Below are 14,758 nucleotides of genomic sequence, written 5' to 3'. Positions count from 1 at the left end.
TATGTGTTGAGTATTTAAAAGGATACAAAATGTAAAAAGCGCACAAGTGTGCGCTTTTTAAGTTATACAAGCGTGTCTAAACTAGAGTGCAGACTTAAATTGTTCGAACTCTGTTGTTACATTTTCACTCGGTGCAGACAATTTGCTCACCAAAATACCGGCGAATGTGGCGAATACAAATCCTGGGAGGATTTCGTATAACTCGAAAATCCCCCCTGTGAGTTGCTTCCAAATCACGACCGTTAATGCGCCGACAATAATAGTAGCTATGGCACCATTACGGCTGTATTGCTTCCAAAATAGCGATAACAAGACCACAGGACCAAAGGCCGCACCAAAGCCAGCCCATGCATAACTCACAAGGCTTAATACACTGCTTTCAGGATTAAGGGCAATGATGCCTGCGATCACGGCAATCGCCAGCACGCCCATGCGACCGACCATCATCAACTCGCGATCATCCGCTTGTGGGCGTAACCATTTACGGTAGAAATCTTCAGTGATCACGCTTGAGCACACTAGCAACTGTGAATCGATAGTGCTCATGATGGCCGACAAAATGGCCGCGATAAGTAGACCACCAATCCAAGGGTTAAACGCGGCTTGGGCTAAATGAATAAATACCGTTTCTGAATTCGCTAGTGGGGCGTTAGCGAAATACAGAGAACCGGCAATACCTGTGGCTAAAGCGCCAATTAAAGATAAGACCATCCAGCTCATGGCAATACGGCGCGATAAGGGCAGGGCATCGGCACTGCCTATCGCCATAAAGCGCGACAAAATATGCGGCTGACCAAAATAGCCAAGACCCCATGCGAGTAAAGACAACATGCCTATCACTGTGGTTTTGTCGCTGACCAAGGCTAACATCGCAGGATCGATAGTTTCAATTCCGGCGTGGCTTTCAGGGTGAGAGAAAACGGCAAAGGGGACGATTAAGAGGGCGACAAGCATCAAACAGCCTTGAAAGAAGTCTGTCCAACACACCGCAAAGAAGCCACCAATAAAGGTGTAACCGACTATGATGGCTGAGCCAATCACCAGCGCCACTGTGTAATCGAGACCAAAGACTTTTTCAAATAGAATCGCGCCACCGACCATGCCTGAGGAAGCATAGAAAGTGAAAAACACTAAAATAGTGATTGCGGAGACGAGCTTGAGATAGCCCTGGGTATCGTGGAAACGTTTCTCGAAGAAATCCGGTAAGGTGAGGGCGTTATCGGCGAGTTGAGTGTAAATACGCAGTCGTCTGGCGACAAATAGCCAGTTTAGCCAAGCGCCAAAAATTAACCCTATGCCAATCCAAGCTTCACCTAAGCCGCCTAAGTAAACTGCGCCGGGTAAACCCAGTAACAGCCAACCTGACATATCGGATGCACCCACACTGAGTGCGGTCACCGCGGGGCCCATTTTGCGGCCACCTAAAATATAATCATCAACAGTATCGGTAGCACGGTAAGCCCAAAAACCTATGCCCATCATCAATACTAAGTAACCAACAAATGTGATTAAAATCGGGGTTTCAATCGTCATCTTGCCTTTTCCCATCTTGTTATTATTAAAAGTGGCAAGCATGCTACCAGATGTTTGAACAATCGCCCATTAGCAGATAGAAGTGTGATTAAAATCTAACCTCCGATCGCGTGAAAATATCGGAGGTTAATTTAAAAATAGCCGAGATAAGATGGGGTTAGATGAAGGTGTTCTTGATTTCGTCTTTTACATAGCTAAGGTCTGCTTTATCTTCACCTATAAGTAAAATAAACGCATCGGGTGTTTCAAAGCCCATTCCTTGGTATTTGCCATCGGCGAAGGTTTTGTCTAACACCATACGTTTTTCGAGTGGCACGATAAAGAGTGTGACCTTGCTTTGCTCGCCCTGTAGCACTAAGTGCAGGCTTTTCACCCCTTGAAAATCGCAATAGGAGGTGTAATACACTTTGCCCGGTTGTTGGGTGAACTTGGCATTGCCAAAGTCTTTCATCGACGCGAGCTGCGCATTGACCTGATTAAAGTTGACGTTTTGATCCACCTGTAAAGCAACACCTTCATGGTAGACATGGGCCAGTGCATGTTCGGCTAAATCGATTGGCCCTAAACGCAATAGACTAAAACTGATCCCCACCACAAATGCCACCGAGGCCGCCATCGCCACTAAAAAGCCCGTCTGACGGCGGTGTTTATGGTGTTGTTGTAACTGCTGACGCAAAATCAGTTTATCGGCGAGATCGTCCGCCACCTCTACTTTCAATGCATTTGTCAGTTTGGCATCAAGGTTTTTGAGCTCATTGATTAAGGCTTGGTTTTCTGGCTTAGCATTAATTTGCGCCAGAAAATCAGCATCTTGATTATGAGGATCTTCATAAGCTTGACGTCTAAATTTAAGCTCATCCATTGGATTGACCTCTCACATCATTCTTCTCAAGTAATTCTTTCAATTGGCTCCTCGCCCGAAATAAACGCGTCATTACGGTGTTGCGATTGAGCTCCATCAGCTCGGCAATTTCATCGCCGCTAAAGCCACCAATCAGTTGCAGTAAGAGTGGCTCGCGGTATTCGATATCCAGCTTGCCAATTTGCCGACGGATCAGATATTGCTCGGTCTGCTCTTCACTGCTATTGGAGATATTGTCCTCTAAGGTATCTTGCTCAACGTCGGAATAATCGAACTGTTTACGCTCGAAACGCCGTGCATTCTCACGCCTAAGAATCGTGATCAGCCATGCCTTCGCCGCTTTATCATCCTTGAGGGAATCCAAAGAGCGCCACGCCCGCAAGAAGGTTTCTTGGGTAATGTCTTCAGCCACGTGTTTATCGCCGCATAACCAGTAGGCGTAGCGGAAGATGTCAGCATGTAGCGCCTTGACTAGGCTGTTGTATCGTCGTTGTTTACTTAGCATGTCAGAAGAGACCGCGGGCTCGACGGATTTCTTACGCCAGTTAGCAAACATTTTTATTTTTTCGGCTTGTTGGCTGAATGTTTAGCATAGTTGAGCTCGCTTCTTTGTCATTAACCCCATAATTTACTTAGGATTCAGTGGGCTTAATGGCGCCGATTTTGGGTTTGAATGTTTATGCTCACAGGCCTTAACCGCGTTAAGCAACGCGGCGCACTCGGCGGTCAGCTTGTTAGTATTTGCACTGTCAGTATGGCTGTTGGCATCGGCCTTCGCACTATAGGCGGCAATTTGCAGTTGCTGTATCGCCTGTGCGAGTTGCGGTGACTGCTCGGCAATCTTATCGAGTGTCATAGGCACTTGCTGTAACTCGCTGAAGTAGCGCTGTAACTGCAACATAATGCGGCTCACATCGCCACTGGCACAGGCTTGTTCCAATCCCTGTAAGCCCGCAACATTTACTGATTGTGCTGAACTCATTGAAGCGTTAAGGGCAGTCGGGGCGGCCGATGGTTTTTTTAAAGCGCGGCGCCAAGCGATTAAAGTGATGATCCAAGCGACGAGAGTGATCAGCCATAGCGCAGCAAACACCTTAATCATCCAGGAGTCATTGTTATCGGCCGCTGAATTTGCTTGCCAAGCGGCTTGGGCGGGCGCGTCTGTGACTGCACCGCCTGTTACCACTATGGTGCGTGCGGGGAGCGTCGCGGTTTCTTGACGTTTAAGGTGCGGATTCCACCAAGGCACTTTGACTTCGGGCAGGGTGAAAGTCCCCGCTTTGCTGGGAACGATTGCCGACGTAATACTGTACTGGGAGACAATTTGCGCATCGCGCACAAAGGTTTGTCGCTGAGGTTTTTCTGGGTATGACTTCAGTTCATTAGGCAGGGTTTGCACTATATCTGGCAGGCTATTTTCATCGGCATTGGAAGCCAATAAAGTCATAGTGCGAGTAATAGGGCTACCGACGGTAAATTCTTTAATATCCTCAGGGAAGTTTTCTTTTAGCACCACTAAATCGGCAACCAGCCATTGGCCTTGGAAACTTGTCGGTGCAGGATTCACTTGAACCGTGAGTGAGGGCGCGCCCGCTTGCATGGGGCGGCTTTCATTAAAGCCAAACATGCCGCCGCGTCGTTGGGATTCGACTAACACATCGCCTGCAAAGGTTGCGCCTTTGATGTTCACTTGGCCGGGTAAGTCGGGAATGATGCCATAGGTGCGTTCAATCACGCGGTAACGACGGCCATCGACTATCTCTGAGCCATCCTTATCTTCGCCGATTTGTTTGATCTGCGCGCCTTCGATTACTGGTGCGCTCAATACGCCCCTTTGTAATTCTACCGCCAGATAGAGTTTTACCTTGTAGGTAATGAGCTGCCCGACATAGGCTTCGTCAGTTGACACTTTAGCATCGATGAATAGGTTGTTCATTTGCGCGGGCTGGCTGCCCGTTTCGACCACTTTGAGTGGGATCGGCGCCGAGCTGATGCCATCAATAGTAAAGGCTGGAATGGTTAACTGGCCTTTTTGTTTTGGCGCGAGCAACACTTGCCAGCGAGTCTCTTTGACCGCATCGAAGTTCATGATCTGTGTGCTACGACTCACGCTGGTGCGGCCAACAATAAAGTCTTTCAGCAGGGCGGATGTGTCTAGCTTGCCGGTATCGATTTCATCATCGACGCTGATGTTGAGCACAAAGTATTCGCCCTCCATCACAGGATTACGATCGACCGATGCCTCAATTTTGCTGAGTGCAAAGGCGGGATGGGCCACTCCTATGGCAAGGAGTAGCAGGATAAAAAATTGTCTGATCACCACTGTTCGTTATCCTTTGATATTTGGCCATTTTGACGGCGTTTTTGATATTCCAACTGCATTTTATTGTGAAGTAACACTTGGGGGTCTTCACTCACGCCCCTCAGTGCTCGCTGCATTTCTGCGGGAAGCGGTTCGCTATTGGTGGGCGGCGCTTCGACCGATTCACTCATAGCAGCTTCTTGTTTATCTTGCGCATTTTGCTCTGGAGCTTCTTTGGCGCCAACGCTTTGCTTTGCTTGCTCAGCGGATTTTTGCTCCTCGGCATCGGCGTTAGCCTGCGCTTGCATCTTAGCTTCATTATCTACAGGTGAATTGTCCTTTGCATCCTGCTCGGCATTTTGCTGCTTGGCTTGTTGATCCTGTTGCGCTTTATCTTTCACGGGATCTTGCTGAGCTTCATCCTGCTTTTCCTGAGCATTGCCATTTTGCTTATCCTGCTCAGACTGTTGCTCATCCGCTTTTTGCTGCTCAGAGCTTTGATCAGAACTTTGCACAGGATTGGCATTGTCCTGTTGATCCTGAGACTCTTGTCCCGCTTGATCTTGCTTATCTTTCTGAGCGCTATCTTGGTCTGATTGCTGTTTATCCTGCGACTGCTGATTACCGGATTGTTGGTCACCTGAATTGGAATCACCGGACTGCTGATCGCCTTGTTGATCTTGGTTCTTATCCTGTTGATCGTTTTTACCTTGCTGCTTTTGCTGTTGTTTCAATTGCTTTTCAGCCAGTTCAAGGTTGGCCTTCGCCGCTGGGAAATCGGCTTGTTTTTCAAGTGCGGCTTGATAGCGCTCCTTAGCCTTATCGGGTTTACCGAGTTGCATCAACGCATTGCCTTGATTGTAGAGGCCTTGGGCTGAGCTATCTTGCTCGAAGGTTTTCAGCGCTTGCTCATAATCACCGGCCTTATATTGGGCGCTGCCACGCCACTGGGGTGACTCAAACTGCTTAGCGGCGTTGGCATAATCTTGGGATTGATAGGCCTGCATCGCTTGCTGATCTGGCGTTTTCCACACATTGTCCCAGGCATTGTCCCACACACTGGCATGGGCAGGCTGAGGCGCGGCCGCGAGCAGTAAACCGCTAATGAGAGTGGCAAATCCAACGCTTGCCACGATTCCTTGCCTAAAGCTGAAAAGGGCGGGCAGCAGTAATAGCAGGGCGAGATAAGGGCCGAGATCCTGCCAGGTTTCACCGTCAAGATCTGTGGCTTTGGCATCGCCCGTATCACTTAACCAATGTTGTAATTGGGCCAGATCATTGCCGTCGGTACGATTTTGGATCAACACGCCTTTGTTATCCGCTGCTAGTTTTTGCAGCAAGCCAAAGTCAGTGCTGGCCACAACGACCTCGTTGCTACTGTCGCGCTGCAATTGTCCGTCGGGTAGACGAATTGGCGCGCCTTGGCTGGTACCAAAAGCGACGACGGCAAGACGATATTGCGTGCCACTTAATGCCGAGTTAGCGTCATCAAATTGGGCAGCAGTTATGCCATCTGTCATCACGATAATATCACCGCGAATATGCCCACCCTGAGCCAGTAGCGTTTTAGCTTGGGTTAAACCTGCCGCTAAGTTTGAGCCACGAACGGGCATGATTTCAGGGCTTAAGGTCGGCAATAAATTGAGTAGCGTGCCGGTATCGCGCGTTAACGGGCTGATAGTAAAGGCATCGCCGGCAAAGGCGACTAAACCTGTTTCACCTTCTTTAAGATTACGCAGGAGATCCGTAGCCCTAAATTTAGCTTGGGTTAAACGGTTCGGCGCCAGATCGGTAGCGAACATAGACACAGACATGTCCATCACGAGTACGCGGCCTTGCTCGGCGGCAAACACAGGTAAGGACTGTTTATTTACGGCGGGCCCTGCGAGCGCAAAAGTCGCAATCAGCCAAGTGAAAGCTAATAAATGCAACGGACGGCGGGATTTCTTGCTGCCTTGGGTGACCAATATTTTGGCTAAGTGCGGCGCAATATACCGATTCCACGCGCTGTGGCTCTCGTGTTGTCGCCATAAACTCAACAACACTAGAGCCAGTGGCAGCAGGGCGAGTAGCCATTCGGGGCGAATAAAATGTAGGCTCATTATTTAATGTTCCCCTGTGAAGTGGTTGCGACAGAGGGTTTAACGCGGCGCGCTGCAAACAGCGGCAATTGACCTAAGGCAATCCACAGGCTCGTCAGTAACGCCAGTGCCAGCGGCCAATAGAACAAATCTGCCTGCGGACGATAGCTTAACTGATCGCGACTTACAGGTTCGAGTTTATCGATTTCTTGGTAAATCTGGTCGAGCTCTTGGCTGTTACGGGCGCGAAAATAACGGCCGTGGGTGACTTCGGCGATATGCTTAAGCTGGTTCTCATCCAGATCCATCGAAGGATTAACCCGCTCGCGGCCAAAGAGTGTGCGGCGCTCCATCACATCGGCACCGACACCGACAGTGTAAATGGTAACTTTACGATTAGCGGCAATTTGTGCCGCCTGCTCTGGCTCAATATTGCCCGCGTTGTTAGAGCCGTCGGTCAATAAAATCAACACTCTGTTACTCTCGTCCATTTTATCAAAGCGTTTTACCGCCAGCCCTATGGCTTCACCTATGGCGGTTTGTTTACCGACTAAGCCGATTTGCGCTTCTTTTAAAAATTGGGCCACTGAACGTCTATCTTGGGTGAGCGGCGCCTGCAAATAGGCGTGATCGGCAAAGAGAATTAAACCGATACGGTCGCCTTTGCGGCGCTCGATAAAGTCACTGACGACGTGTTGGATTAAGGTGAAACGGTCGACGGTTTTGCCATTTACCACCATGTCTTCAATCTGCATACTGCCGGATAAATCCACCGCCATCATCAGATCGCGGCCTTGGCTCGGCAGTTCGATCGGTTCGCCAAGCCATTGCGGACGAGCAATAGCGAGCACTAGCAGGCACCACATCAGCCAGTAGCGTTTGCGACTCTGGCGCGTGTTAGCCGCTAAGCTTTGTTTGCCTGTTTGGCTTATTCCGGGGAGTTGTAGCCGGCCACCATCCACTTGTACGGTTTGTTGGCGCCAAAAAATCAAAGGTAAAGGCAGTAATATCAATAGCCAAGGCCATGCAATTGTTAACATTGTGCCTCCGGTTGTTTGGTGTCAGCTGGCTGGATTGGCGCTTGGCTTTTAGCTTGAGCGTCGCCACTAGCTTGAACGTAGCCCTTAGTTTGAACAAGAGTCTGCTCAGGCGCACTCAGTGTTGCTTTCGATGCCAACCAAGCTTGTGCGAGTTCATGTAACTCATTGGCTTCAGCTAAGGTCAACGGCGTTGGTTGATGACGTTTGGCCAACAAGGCGCCAATACGTTGGCGTTTTGGCGCGGGTAAATAGCTGTCTAGCCAAGTCGCCCAAGCTTCACCATCTAAGGAGGCTATTGCATCTCTGCTGAGGTAACTCATGGCGGTTCGCTTTAATAGGCTATTAACGTCAGAGACATAGGACGGCGCTTGTCTATCAAGCTGATTGAGTAACTGCTTTGCGGCTTTTTTCGGCGCGAAGTCACGGGCGCGTTTTCTTCGCCAGATAACTAAGAGTGTGATGAGAGCAATCACGAGCGCGAGGACCAACCAATAACCGATTGCCCAAGGCCAAGCGCCGATTGGATCGGGATGAATGATATCCTGCAGATCCGCCAGCGCTGGGTTTGGCGCTGTAGCCATAGGGACTGCAGCCTGTGGATTTGCTATCACTGGTGTCACTATTTCTGAATTCACTGTTGCTGGATCCATAGTTAACGCAATAATTCCAATTGATGGGCTAGGGGAGCACCCGCATCGATGAGCTGGGTGCGCACGCGCAGTTGCTGCATCATGGCGATAAAGTCCCTTTGCTGACGTAGCTGAATGTCGAGCCATGCCTGATAACTGTGGCGGGTGAGCACTAAGTCCTCATTCCCATCACGTACCGGCAAACTAAAGTTGTGCGGTAACGGCAGTGTCCCTTGGCGCAGGGGATCGGTAATCAGGTAGGCGCCCACATCGCAATGACGTTTAAGCTCGGTTAATGGCGCGATACATTGGGGGCTAAAATGATTGCCATCGGTCACTATCCAAACCAAGGAGCCGGGTTTGGCGATACGTTGTAATCGCTGACAAGCGCGCAGAATATGATCAGGATCGCGCTGGCCACTGCCAACATGATTGAGTTGATTCTCATGTACACGGCGCAGGCCCGAGATCAATTGCAATATGCCCTGACGACGGCTGCGGGGTTTAAGCTCTAGATGCTCAGACTCGCACGCGATTAAGGCGCCGAGCCGATCGCCATGGTTAATGGCATTCCAACCTAAGGTGGTCGCAAGGTGTCCTGCTTGCACCGATTGCAGCAATAAACTTGAGCCAAAATAGAGACTTTGGCTTAAGTCGATTAACAACAGAATAGGGCGCTCGCGTTCTTCGACAAATAACTTAGTGTGGGTTTTGCCCGTGCGAGCGGTCACGCGCCAATCAATGGTGCGCACATCGTCGCCCTGTTGATAGTGGCGCACCTCGGCAAACTCCATCCCGCGGCCTTTGATTAAGCTGCTGCGATGGCCCGCTAAATTAGCGCGGGCACGGCTGTAACGCTCAGGCATAGCGCGGGCGATATTTTGGCACGCCAGCAGCTCTTGCTCGGTTAAATGCAAGCCATCGGCAAACAGCGGCAAGCCATCGGCCGAGGCTGAGAGTCGCGCAGTGTCACTCATCTTATTTCACCTTTATCTTCACCGTTAAGGTACTGCTACTTGACTCAAGATGTGATTGATCACCTGATCGCGGCTGACGCCTTCGGCTTGTGCCTGGTAGCTGAGTAATAATCTGTGTCTTAACACATTTGGTGCAACGGCTTGAATGTCTTCCGGTGAAACAAAATCTCGCTCGTGCAGCCAAGCGCGGGCGCGGGCACAGCGTTCTAACGAAATAGTGGCGCGTGGGCTGACACCGTACTCAAGCCATTTCGCTAAGTCTTCGCTGTAACGCAAAGGCTCGCGGGTCGCCATAACGATTTCGACTATGTATTTTTCGAGTGGCTCGGCGAGATAGATTTCCATGGCTTCGTCACGGGCGGCAAACACATCCGCTTGTGCAATCGGCTCAGTGGTCGGCAATTCGTGGGTGAGTGCTTCTTTACGGGATTGGCGCAGAATTTCGATTTCAGTCTCGCCGCTCGGGTAATCAAGATTCAAGTGCATTAAAAAACGGTCCAGCTGTGCTTCGGGCAGGGGATAAGTGCCTTCGTTTTCTAATGGATTTTGGGTTGCCATCACTAAAAACAGCGGTGGCAGCTTATAACTGTGCTTACCAACTGTGACTTGACCTTCGGCCATGGCTTCTAATAAGGCCGATTGTACTTTGGCGGGGGCGCGGTTAATTTCGTCCGCCAAGATCAAATTGTGGAAAATCGGTCCGGCTTCAAATTCGAAGGTGCCGGTTTGCGAGCGATAAATATCTGTGCCGGTTAAATCGGCAGGCAGCAGATCTGGGGTAAATTGAATGCGGTGGAAATCGCCCTCAACCCCGTCACATAAGGCTTTCACCGCACGGGTCTTGGCCAGTCCCGGTGGACCTTCAACTAATAAGTGGCCATTGGCAATTAAGGCAATGAGCAGATTTTCGGTCAATACTGGCTGCCCTAAAACAACCTTATTTAGGTAAGTGCGTAATGCATGGAAGCGACTCAAAGGCATGATGCTACTCGTTTTATTATGTTGAAAATGCGTGTGTGGGCTGTAGACAACGGATATGGTAAAGAATTCCCTTAGGGTTTGGCTAGTGTTAAAAAAACAAACAGGTGTTTAAAACTTGCTGACAAGAAGTTAGAATCAGATCACACTTTAATGGTCAGACCTGTTATTGGGCGTTTTTCGCCGTAAAACAATGGGTCAAACACGGAAATAGCTAGCGCCGCCTGAAATCTCTCAGCGATTGCGCACATAAAGAGGGTGACAAATGAGTGATAGACAACAGGTTACGAACGCCAAGGGCGAGCGTATCGCAATTGTAGCGGGTTTAAGAACGCCATTTGCAAAACAAGCCACGGCATTTCACGGTGTATCGGCGCTCGATATGGGCAAAATGGTGGTCAATGAATTATTGGCGCGCTCTGAACTGGACCCTAAGCTGATTGAGCAGCTGGTCTATGGACAAGTGGTGCAAATGCCCGCTGCACCTAACATCGCCCGTGAAATCGTACTCGGTACTGGCATGAATGTGTCGACCGATGCCTATAGTGTCACTCGCGCCTGTGCGACTAGCTTTCAATCTGCCGTCAACGTGGCCGAATCTATCATGACGGGCAATATCGAAATCGGTATTGCGGGCGGCGCCGACTCTTCTTCTGTCTTGCCTATCGGCGTGTCGAAAAAATTAGCCCATGCGTTAGTCGATCTGAATAAAGCCCGTAGCTTTGGGCAAAAACTACAAATTTTCCGTCGTTTAGGCATTAAAGATTTATTACCTGTACCGCCTGCGGTTGCCGAGTACTCAACGGGCTTGTCTATGGGACAAACCGCTGAGCAGATGGCAAAAACCTACAATATTAGCCGCGCCGATCAAGATGCTTTAGCGCACCGCTCGCACACCTTAGCGAGTGAAACTTGGGCTTCGGGCCATCTTCGTGACGAAGTGATGGTTGCCCATGTGCCACCGTATAAACAGTTTATCGATCGCGATAACAATATCCGCGAAAACTCGGTACTGGAGTCATACGCTAAGTTGCGTCCTGCATTCGATAAACAGCATGGAACTGTGACGGCGGCAAACAGTACGCCACTGACTGACGGTGCGTCAGCGATTATCCTGATGAGCGAAGGTCGAGCGAAAGCCTTAGGTTATCAACCAATTGGTTACATTAAGAGCTATGCTTTTAGCGCCATTGATGTGTGGCAAGACATGCTGATGGGGCCCTCTTACGCGACGCCACTGGCGCTGAAACGTGCTGGAATGGAGCTAGAAGATCTTACTCTGATTGAAATGCACGAAGCCTTTGCGGCGCAGACATTAGCGAATATGCAGATGTTTGCTTCGAAAAAATTTGCCGAAGAAAAACTCGGTTGTAACCGCGCCATTGGTGAAATCGACATGAGCAAGTTTAACGTGCTCGGCGGCTCGCTTGCCTATGGTCATCCTTTTGCTGCAACGGGAACCCGTTTGATCACGCAGGTGTGTCGCGAGCTTAAGCGCCGTGGTGGTGGAACTGGCCTAACAACAGCCTGTGCGGCTGGTGGTTTGGGTGTGGCAATGATACTAGAAGTGGAGTAGTCGGCATGGAAAAGACCTTTAATTTAACCCGCCGCGACGACGGCATTGCCATCCTGACTATGGATGTTCCTGGCGAAAGCATGAACACCCTAAAAGCGCAGTTTGGCCCTGAAATCAGTGAGATTCTGGCCGAGATCAAAAGTGATTCGAGCATTCGCGGTTTAGTGCTGATCTCAGGCAAAAAAGATTCTTTTGTTGCGGGCGCAGATATTTCTATGCTCGATGCTTGTAAAACGGCGAGCGATGCCAAAGCCTTATCCCAGCAAGGTCATGTAGTTTTCAATGAGCTAGAAGCCTTAACGATTCCTGTGGTTGCGGCAATCCATGGCGCCTGTTTAGGCGGTGGTTTAGAGTTAGCCTTAGCCTGTCATCAAAGGGTATGTAGCGATGATGGCAAGACTATGCTCGGCGTTCCGGAAGTTCAACTTGGCTTATTGCCAGGCGGCGGCGGGACTCAACGTTTGCCACGTTTAGTCGGCATTACCACAGCCTTAGATATGATGTTGACCGGTAAACAAATTCGCCCTAAACAAGCCTTAAAAATGGGCTTAGTGAATGATGTTGTGCCGCAGACGATTCTGTTACAAACCGCAGTTGAGATGGCGCTTGCGGGTAAACGAGTTCCGAAGCCTGTTAAAAAGTCACTCGTTAATCAAGTGCTTGAAGGCACGAGTTTCGGCCGTAACATTATTTTCGATCAAGCGACTAAGCAGGTCGAAAAGAAAACCCAAGGTAATTATCCTGCGCCTGCCAAGATCATTGACTGCGTGCGTCAAGGAATTGCTAAGGGCATGCAAAAGGGTTTAGAAGTCGAAGCCAGTCATTTTGCCGAATTAGTGGTATCGAAAGAATCTGAAGCGCTGCGCAGTATTTTCTTCGCGACCACAGAAATGAAGAAAGAAACTGGCGCTGAAGGTGCGAGCCCGCGTAAAGTGAAAAAAGCGGTGATCTTAGGTGGCGGTTTAATGGGCGGTGGTATCGCATCTGTCACAACGACCAAGGCCAAAATCCCCGTTCGTGTCAAAGACATCAGCGAAAAAGGTTTAAGCAATGCATTAGCTTACGCCTACAAGCTGTTGGATAAAGGGGTTAAGCGCCGTCATATGACGCCTGCTGCCCGTGACAACCTAATGGCACTGATGACCACAACGACTGAATATAAAGGCGTTAAAGATGCCGACATCGTTGTGGAAGCGGTATTTGAAGACTTAGCGCTTAAGCATCAAATGGTGAAAGACATTGAGCGTGAGTGTGGTGAGCACACTATTTTTGCGTCAAACACCTCATCTTTGCCTATTAGCCAAATCGCCGAGGCGGCGACACGTCCAGAGAACGTGATTGGTCTGCATTATTTCTCACCAGTAGAAAAAATGCCGCTGGTGGAAGTGATTGCCCATGCTAAAACGTCACCAGAAACCATTGCGACCACGGTCGCATTTGCCCGTAAGCAAGGTAAAACACCGATAGTGGTGCAAGACGGCGCGGGTTTCTACGTGAACCGTATTCTTGCACTCTACATGAACGAGGCCGCGCAATTATTACTTGAAGGCCAAAGTGTTGAACATCTTGATAAAGCGCTGGTTAAGTTTGGTTTCCCTGTGGGCCCTATTACTTTACTCGACGAAGTGGGTATCGACGTGGGCGCTAAGATTTCACCAATCCTCGAAAAAGAATTGGGTGAACGTTTTAAAGCGCCAGCGGCTTTTGACAAGCTTTTGAGTGACGATCGTAAAGGCCGTAAAAATGGTAAAGGTTTCTATCAATACGGCGCATCGAGCAAGAAAGCTAAAGCTGTCGATGAGAGTGTTTATGGCGTGTTAGGTATTAAGCCAGGCACCAATAAAGACGCAAAAGCGGTTGCCGAGCGTTGTGTCGTACAAATGCTCAACGAAGCGGTGCGTTGTTTAGATGATGGTATTATCGCATCACCAAGAGATGGTGATATTGGCGCCATTTTCGGTATTGGCTTCCCGCCATTCCTCGGTGGCCCATTCCATTATATTGACACTCTAGGCGCTGCAAACTTAGTGCGAATTCTTGAAGGTTATCAAAGTCAATTCGGTAACAGATTCGAACCTTGTGAGCGCTTAAAAACCATGGCTAAAGAAAACGCGCACTTTTTCTAAGTTTCAGTGAATCTAAGTCATAGTTAATCTAGGTCTTCGCCAATCAAGGTTGAACAAAAAAGCGGCAGGCTATTGCCGCTTTTTTTATTGCCACAAGGCATGTTTTTGCCTAAAAAATGTTCATAACTTAGATGTGGATCTTGTATAATCCGAGCGCTTGATCTAGAGAGCCGTGCTCAGTTTTCTGTACTGTGAGTGCTCAGTGCTCACTGCTGAGAGCGTAGCAATGAATGAGCACTACTCGTTTCTGCACTGTGCGGAGTACATTTATCCTGCTGTTAAAACGGCGTATTTAACATGTGCATCAATCAGCAAAATTAAGCGAGTCGTATCCGCATTTTGATGCGGAATTAGTTTCTCTACATTTATGATTTTTAGTTGTTTTCAAAGAGGTGATTTGTGGCTTTGCTGGTTATCTTTATCGCATTACTCTCGGCTTGGTACTTCGGCTTAGCTGCATTTACCGCAGGCCTTTCTGTTACGCATTGGGCATTACTGGGTTTTGTGCTCGGGCCTTTGGCTTATCCGCTCTTTACGACACACCGCCATTTAGCTTTGAGGAAAATCCGTTGTAGTGAAGAAGGAATATTAAATAGCTAATCTATCAATATGTTATGTCCTATCTTTTCACACTTTTCATATTCATATAAAACT

12 protein-coding genes are annotated in these 14,758 nt (G+C 49.1%); 3 read left to right on the top strand and 9 right to left on the bottom strand.

Annotated elements, in window-relative coordinates:
• Positions 1-81: 81 nt before the first annotated feature.
• The 9 genes from putP to K5Q99_RS19395 form a co-directional block, all read right to left on the bottom strand.
• The gene (gene putP / locus K5Q99_RS19435) at positions 82-1,533 is read right to left on the bottom strand and encodes a sodium/proline symporter PutP (RefSeq protein ID WP_011847196.1); all 1,452 of its coding nucleotides are present in this window, start codon (positions 1,531-1,533) and stop codon (positions 82-84) included.
• A 157-nt stretch (positions 1,534-1,690) separates the two neighbouring features.
• Positions 1,691-2,395: a DUF3379 domain-containing protein gene (locus tag K5Q99_RS19430; protein WP_006085484.1), complete on the bottom strand. Its 705-nt coding sequence runs from the start codon at positions 2,393-2,395 to the stop codon at positions 1,691-1,693.
• A complete protein-coding gene (locus K5Q99_RS19425) occupies positions 2,388-2,951 on the bottom strand; it encodes a sigma-70 family RNA polymerase sigma factor (RefSeq protein ID WP_006085483.1) in 564 nt (187 codons plus the stop codon). Before K5Q99_RS19425 ends, K5Q99_RS19430 begins: the two co-directional genes overlap by 8 nt.
• A 72-nt stretch (positions 2,952-3,023) precedes the next feature.
• Positions 3,024-4,718: a BatD family protein gene (locus tag K5Q99_RS19420; RefSeq protein WP_220777849.1), complete on the bottom strand. Its 1,695-nt coding sequence runs from the start codon at positions 4,716-4,718 to the stop codon at positions 3,024-3,026.
• Complete coding sequence (locus K5Q99_RS19415) at positions 4,712-6,799, bottom strand: vWA domain-containing protein (RefSeq protein ID WP_220777848.1); 2,088 nt, start codon at positions 6,797-6,799, stop codon at positions 4,712-4,714. The genes K5Q99_RS19420 and K5Q99_RS19415 overlap by 7 nt, the downstream gene beginning before the upstream one ends.
• A complete protein-coding gene (locus K5Q99_RS19410; protein WP_220777847.1) occupies positions 6,799-7,818 on the bottom strand; it encodes a vWA domain-containing protein in 1,020 nt (339 codons plus the stop codon). Before K5Q99_RS19410 ends, K5Q99_RS19415 begins: the two co-directional genes overlap by 1 nt.
• The gene (locus K5Q99_RS19405) at positions 7,812-8,468 is read right to left on the bottom strand and encodes a DUF4381 domain-containing protein (protein WP_220777846.1); all 657 of its coding nucleotides are present in this window, start codon (positions 8,466-8,468) and stop codon (positions 7,812-7,814) included. The genes K5Q99_RS19410 and K5Q99_RS19405 overlap by 7 nt, the downstream gene beginning before the upstream one ends.
• A gap of 2 nt (positions 8,469-8,470) precedes the next feature.
• Positions 8,471-9,424 (bottom strand): DUF58 domain-containing protein, encoded by a 954-nt coding sequence (locus K5Q99_RS19400; protein ID WP_071939576.1) that lies wholly within the window; start codon positions 9,422-9,424, stop codon positions 8,471-8,473.
• A 24-nt stretch (positions 9,425-9,448) separates the two neighbouring features.
• Positions 9,449-10,405, bottom strand: coding sequence for an AAA family ATPase (locus K5Q99_RS19395; protein ID WP_006082248.1), 957 nt, complete (start codon positions 10,403-10,405; stop codon positions 9,449-9,451).
• A gap of 262 nt (positions 10,406-10,667) precedes the next feature.
• On the opposite strand from K5Q99_RS19395, the gene fadI reads away from it, so the two are divergent.
• From fadI to K5Q99_RS19380, 3 genes are all read left to right on the top strand, one after another.
• Positions 10,668-11,978 (top strand): acetyl-CoA C-acyltransferase FadI, encoded by a 1,311-nt coding sequence (fadI, locus tag K5Q99_RS19390; protein ID WP_220777845.1) that lies wholly within the window; start codon positions 10,668-10,670, stop codon positions 11,976-11,978.
• Between the two features lie 5 nt (positions 11,979-11,983).
• Positions 11,984-14,104, top strand: coding sequence for a fatty acid oxidation complex subunit alpha FadJ (fadJ, locus tag K5Q99_RS19385; protein ID WP_220777844.1), 2,121 nt, complete (start codon positions 11,984-11,986; stop codon positions 14,102-14,104).
• A 399-nt stretch (positions 14,105-14,503) separates the two neighbouring features.
• A complete protein-coding gene (locus K5Q99_RS19380; protein ID WP_220777843.1) occupies positions 14,504-14,704 on the top strand; it encodes a hypothetical protein in 201 nt (66 codons plus the stop codon).
• Positions 14,705-14,758 lie beyond the last annotated feature (54 nt).

It is taken from the genome of Shewanella hafniensis (genome assembly GCF_019655335.1).
In the GTDB taxonomy this organism is placed as follows: Bacteria; Pseudomonadota; Gammaproteobacteria; order Enterobacterales; family Shewanellaceae; genus Shewanella; species Shewanella hafniensis.
Note: the sequence above shows the minus strand (reverse complement) of the source record. Positions and strands in the feature narration are given on the sequence as shown.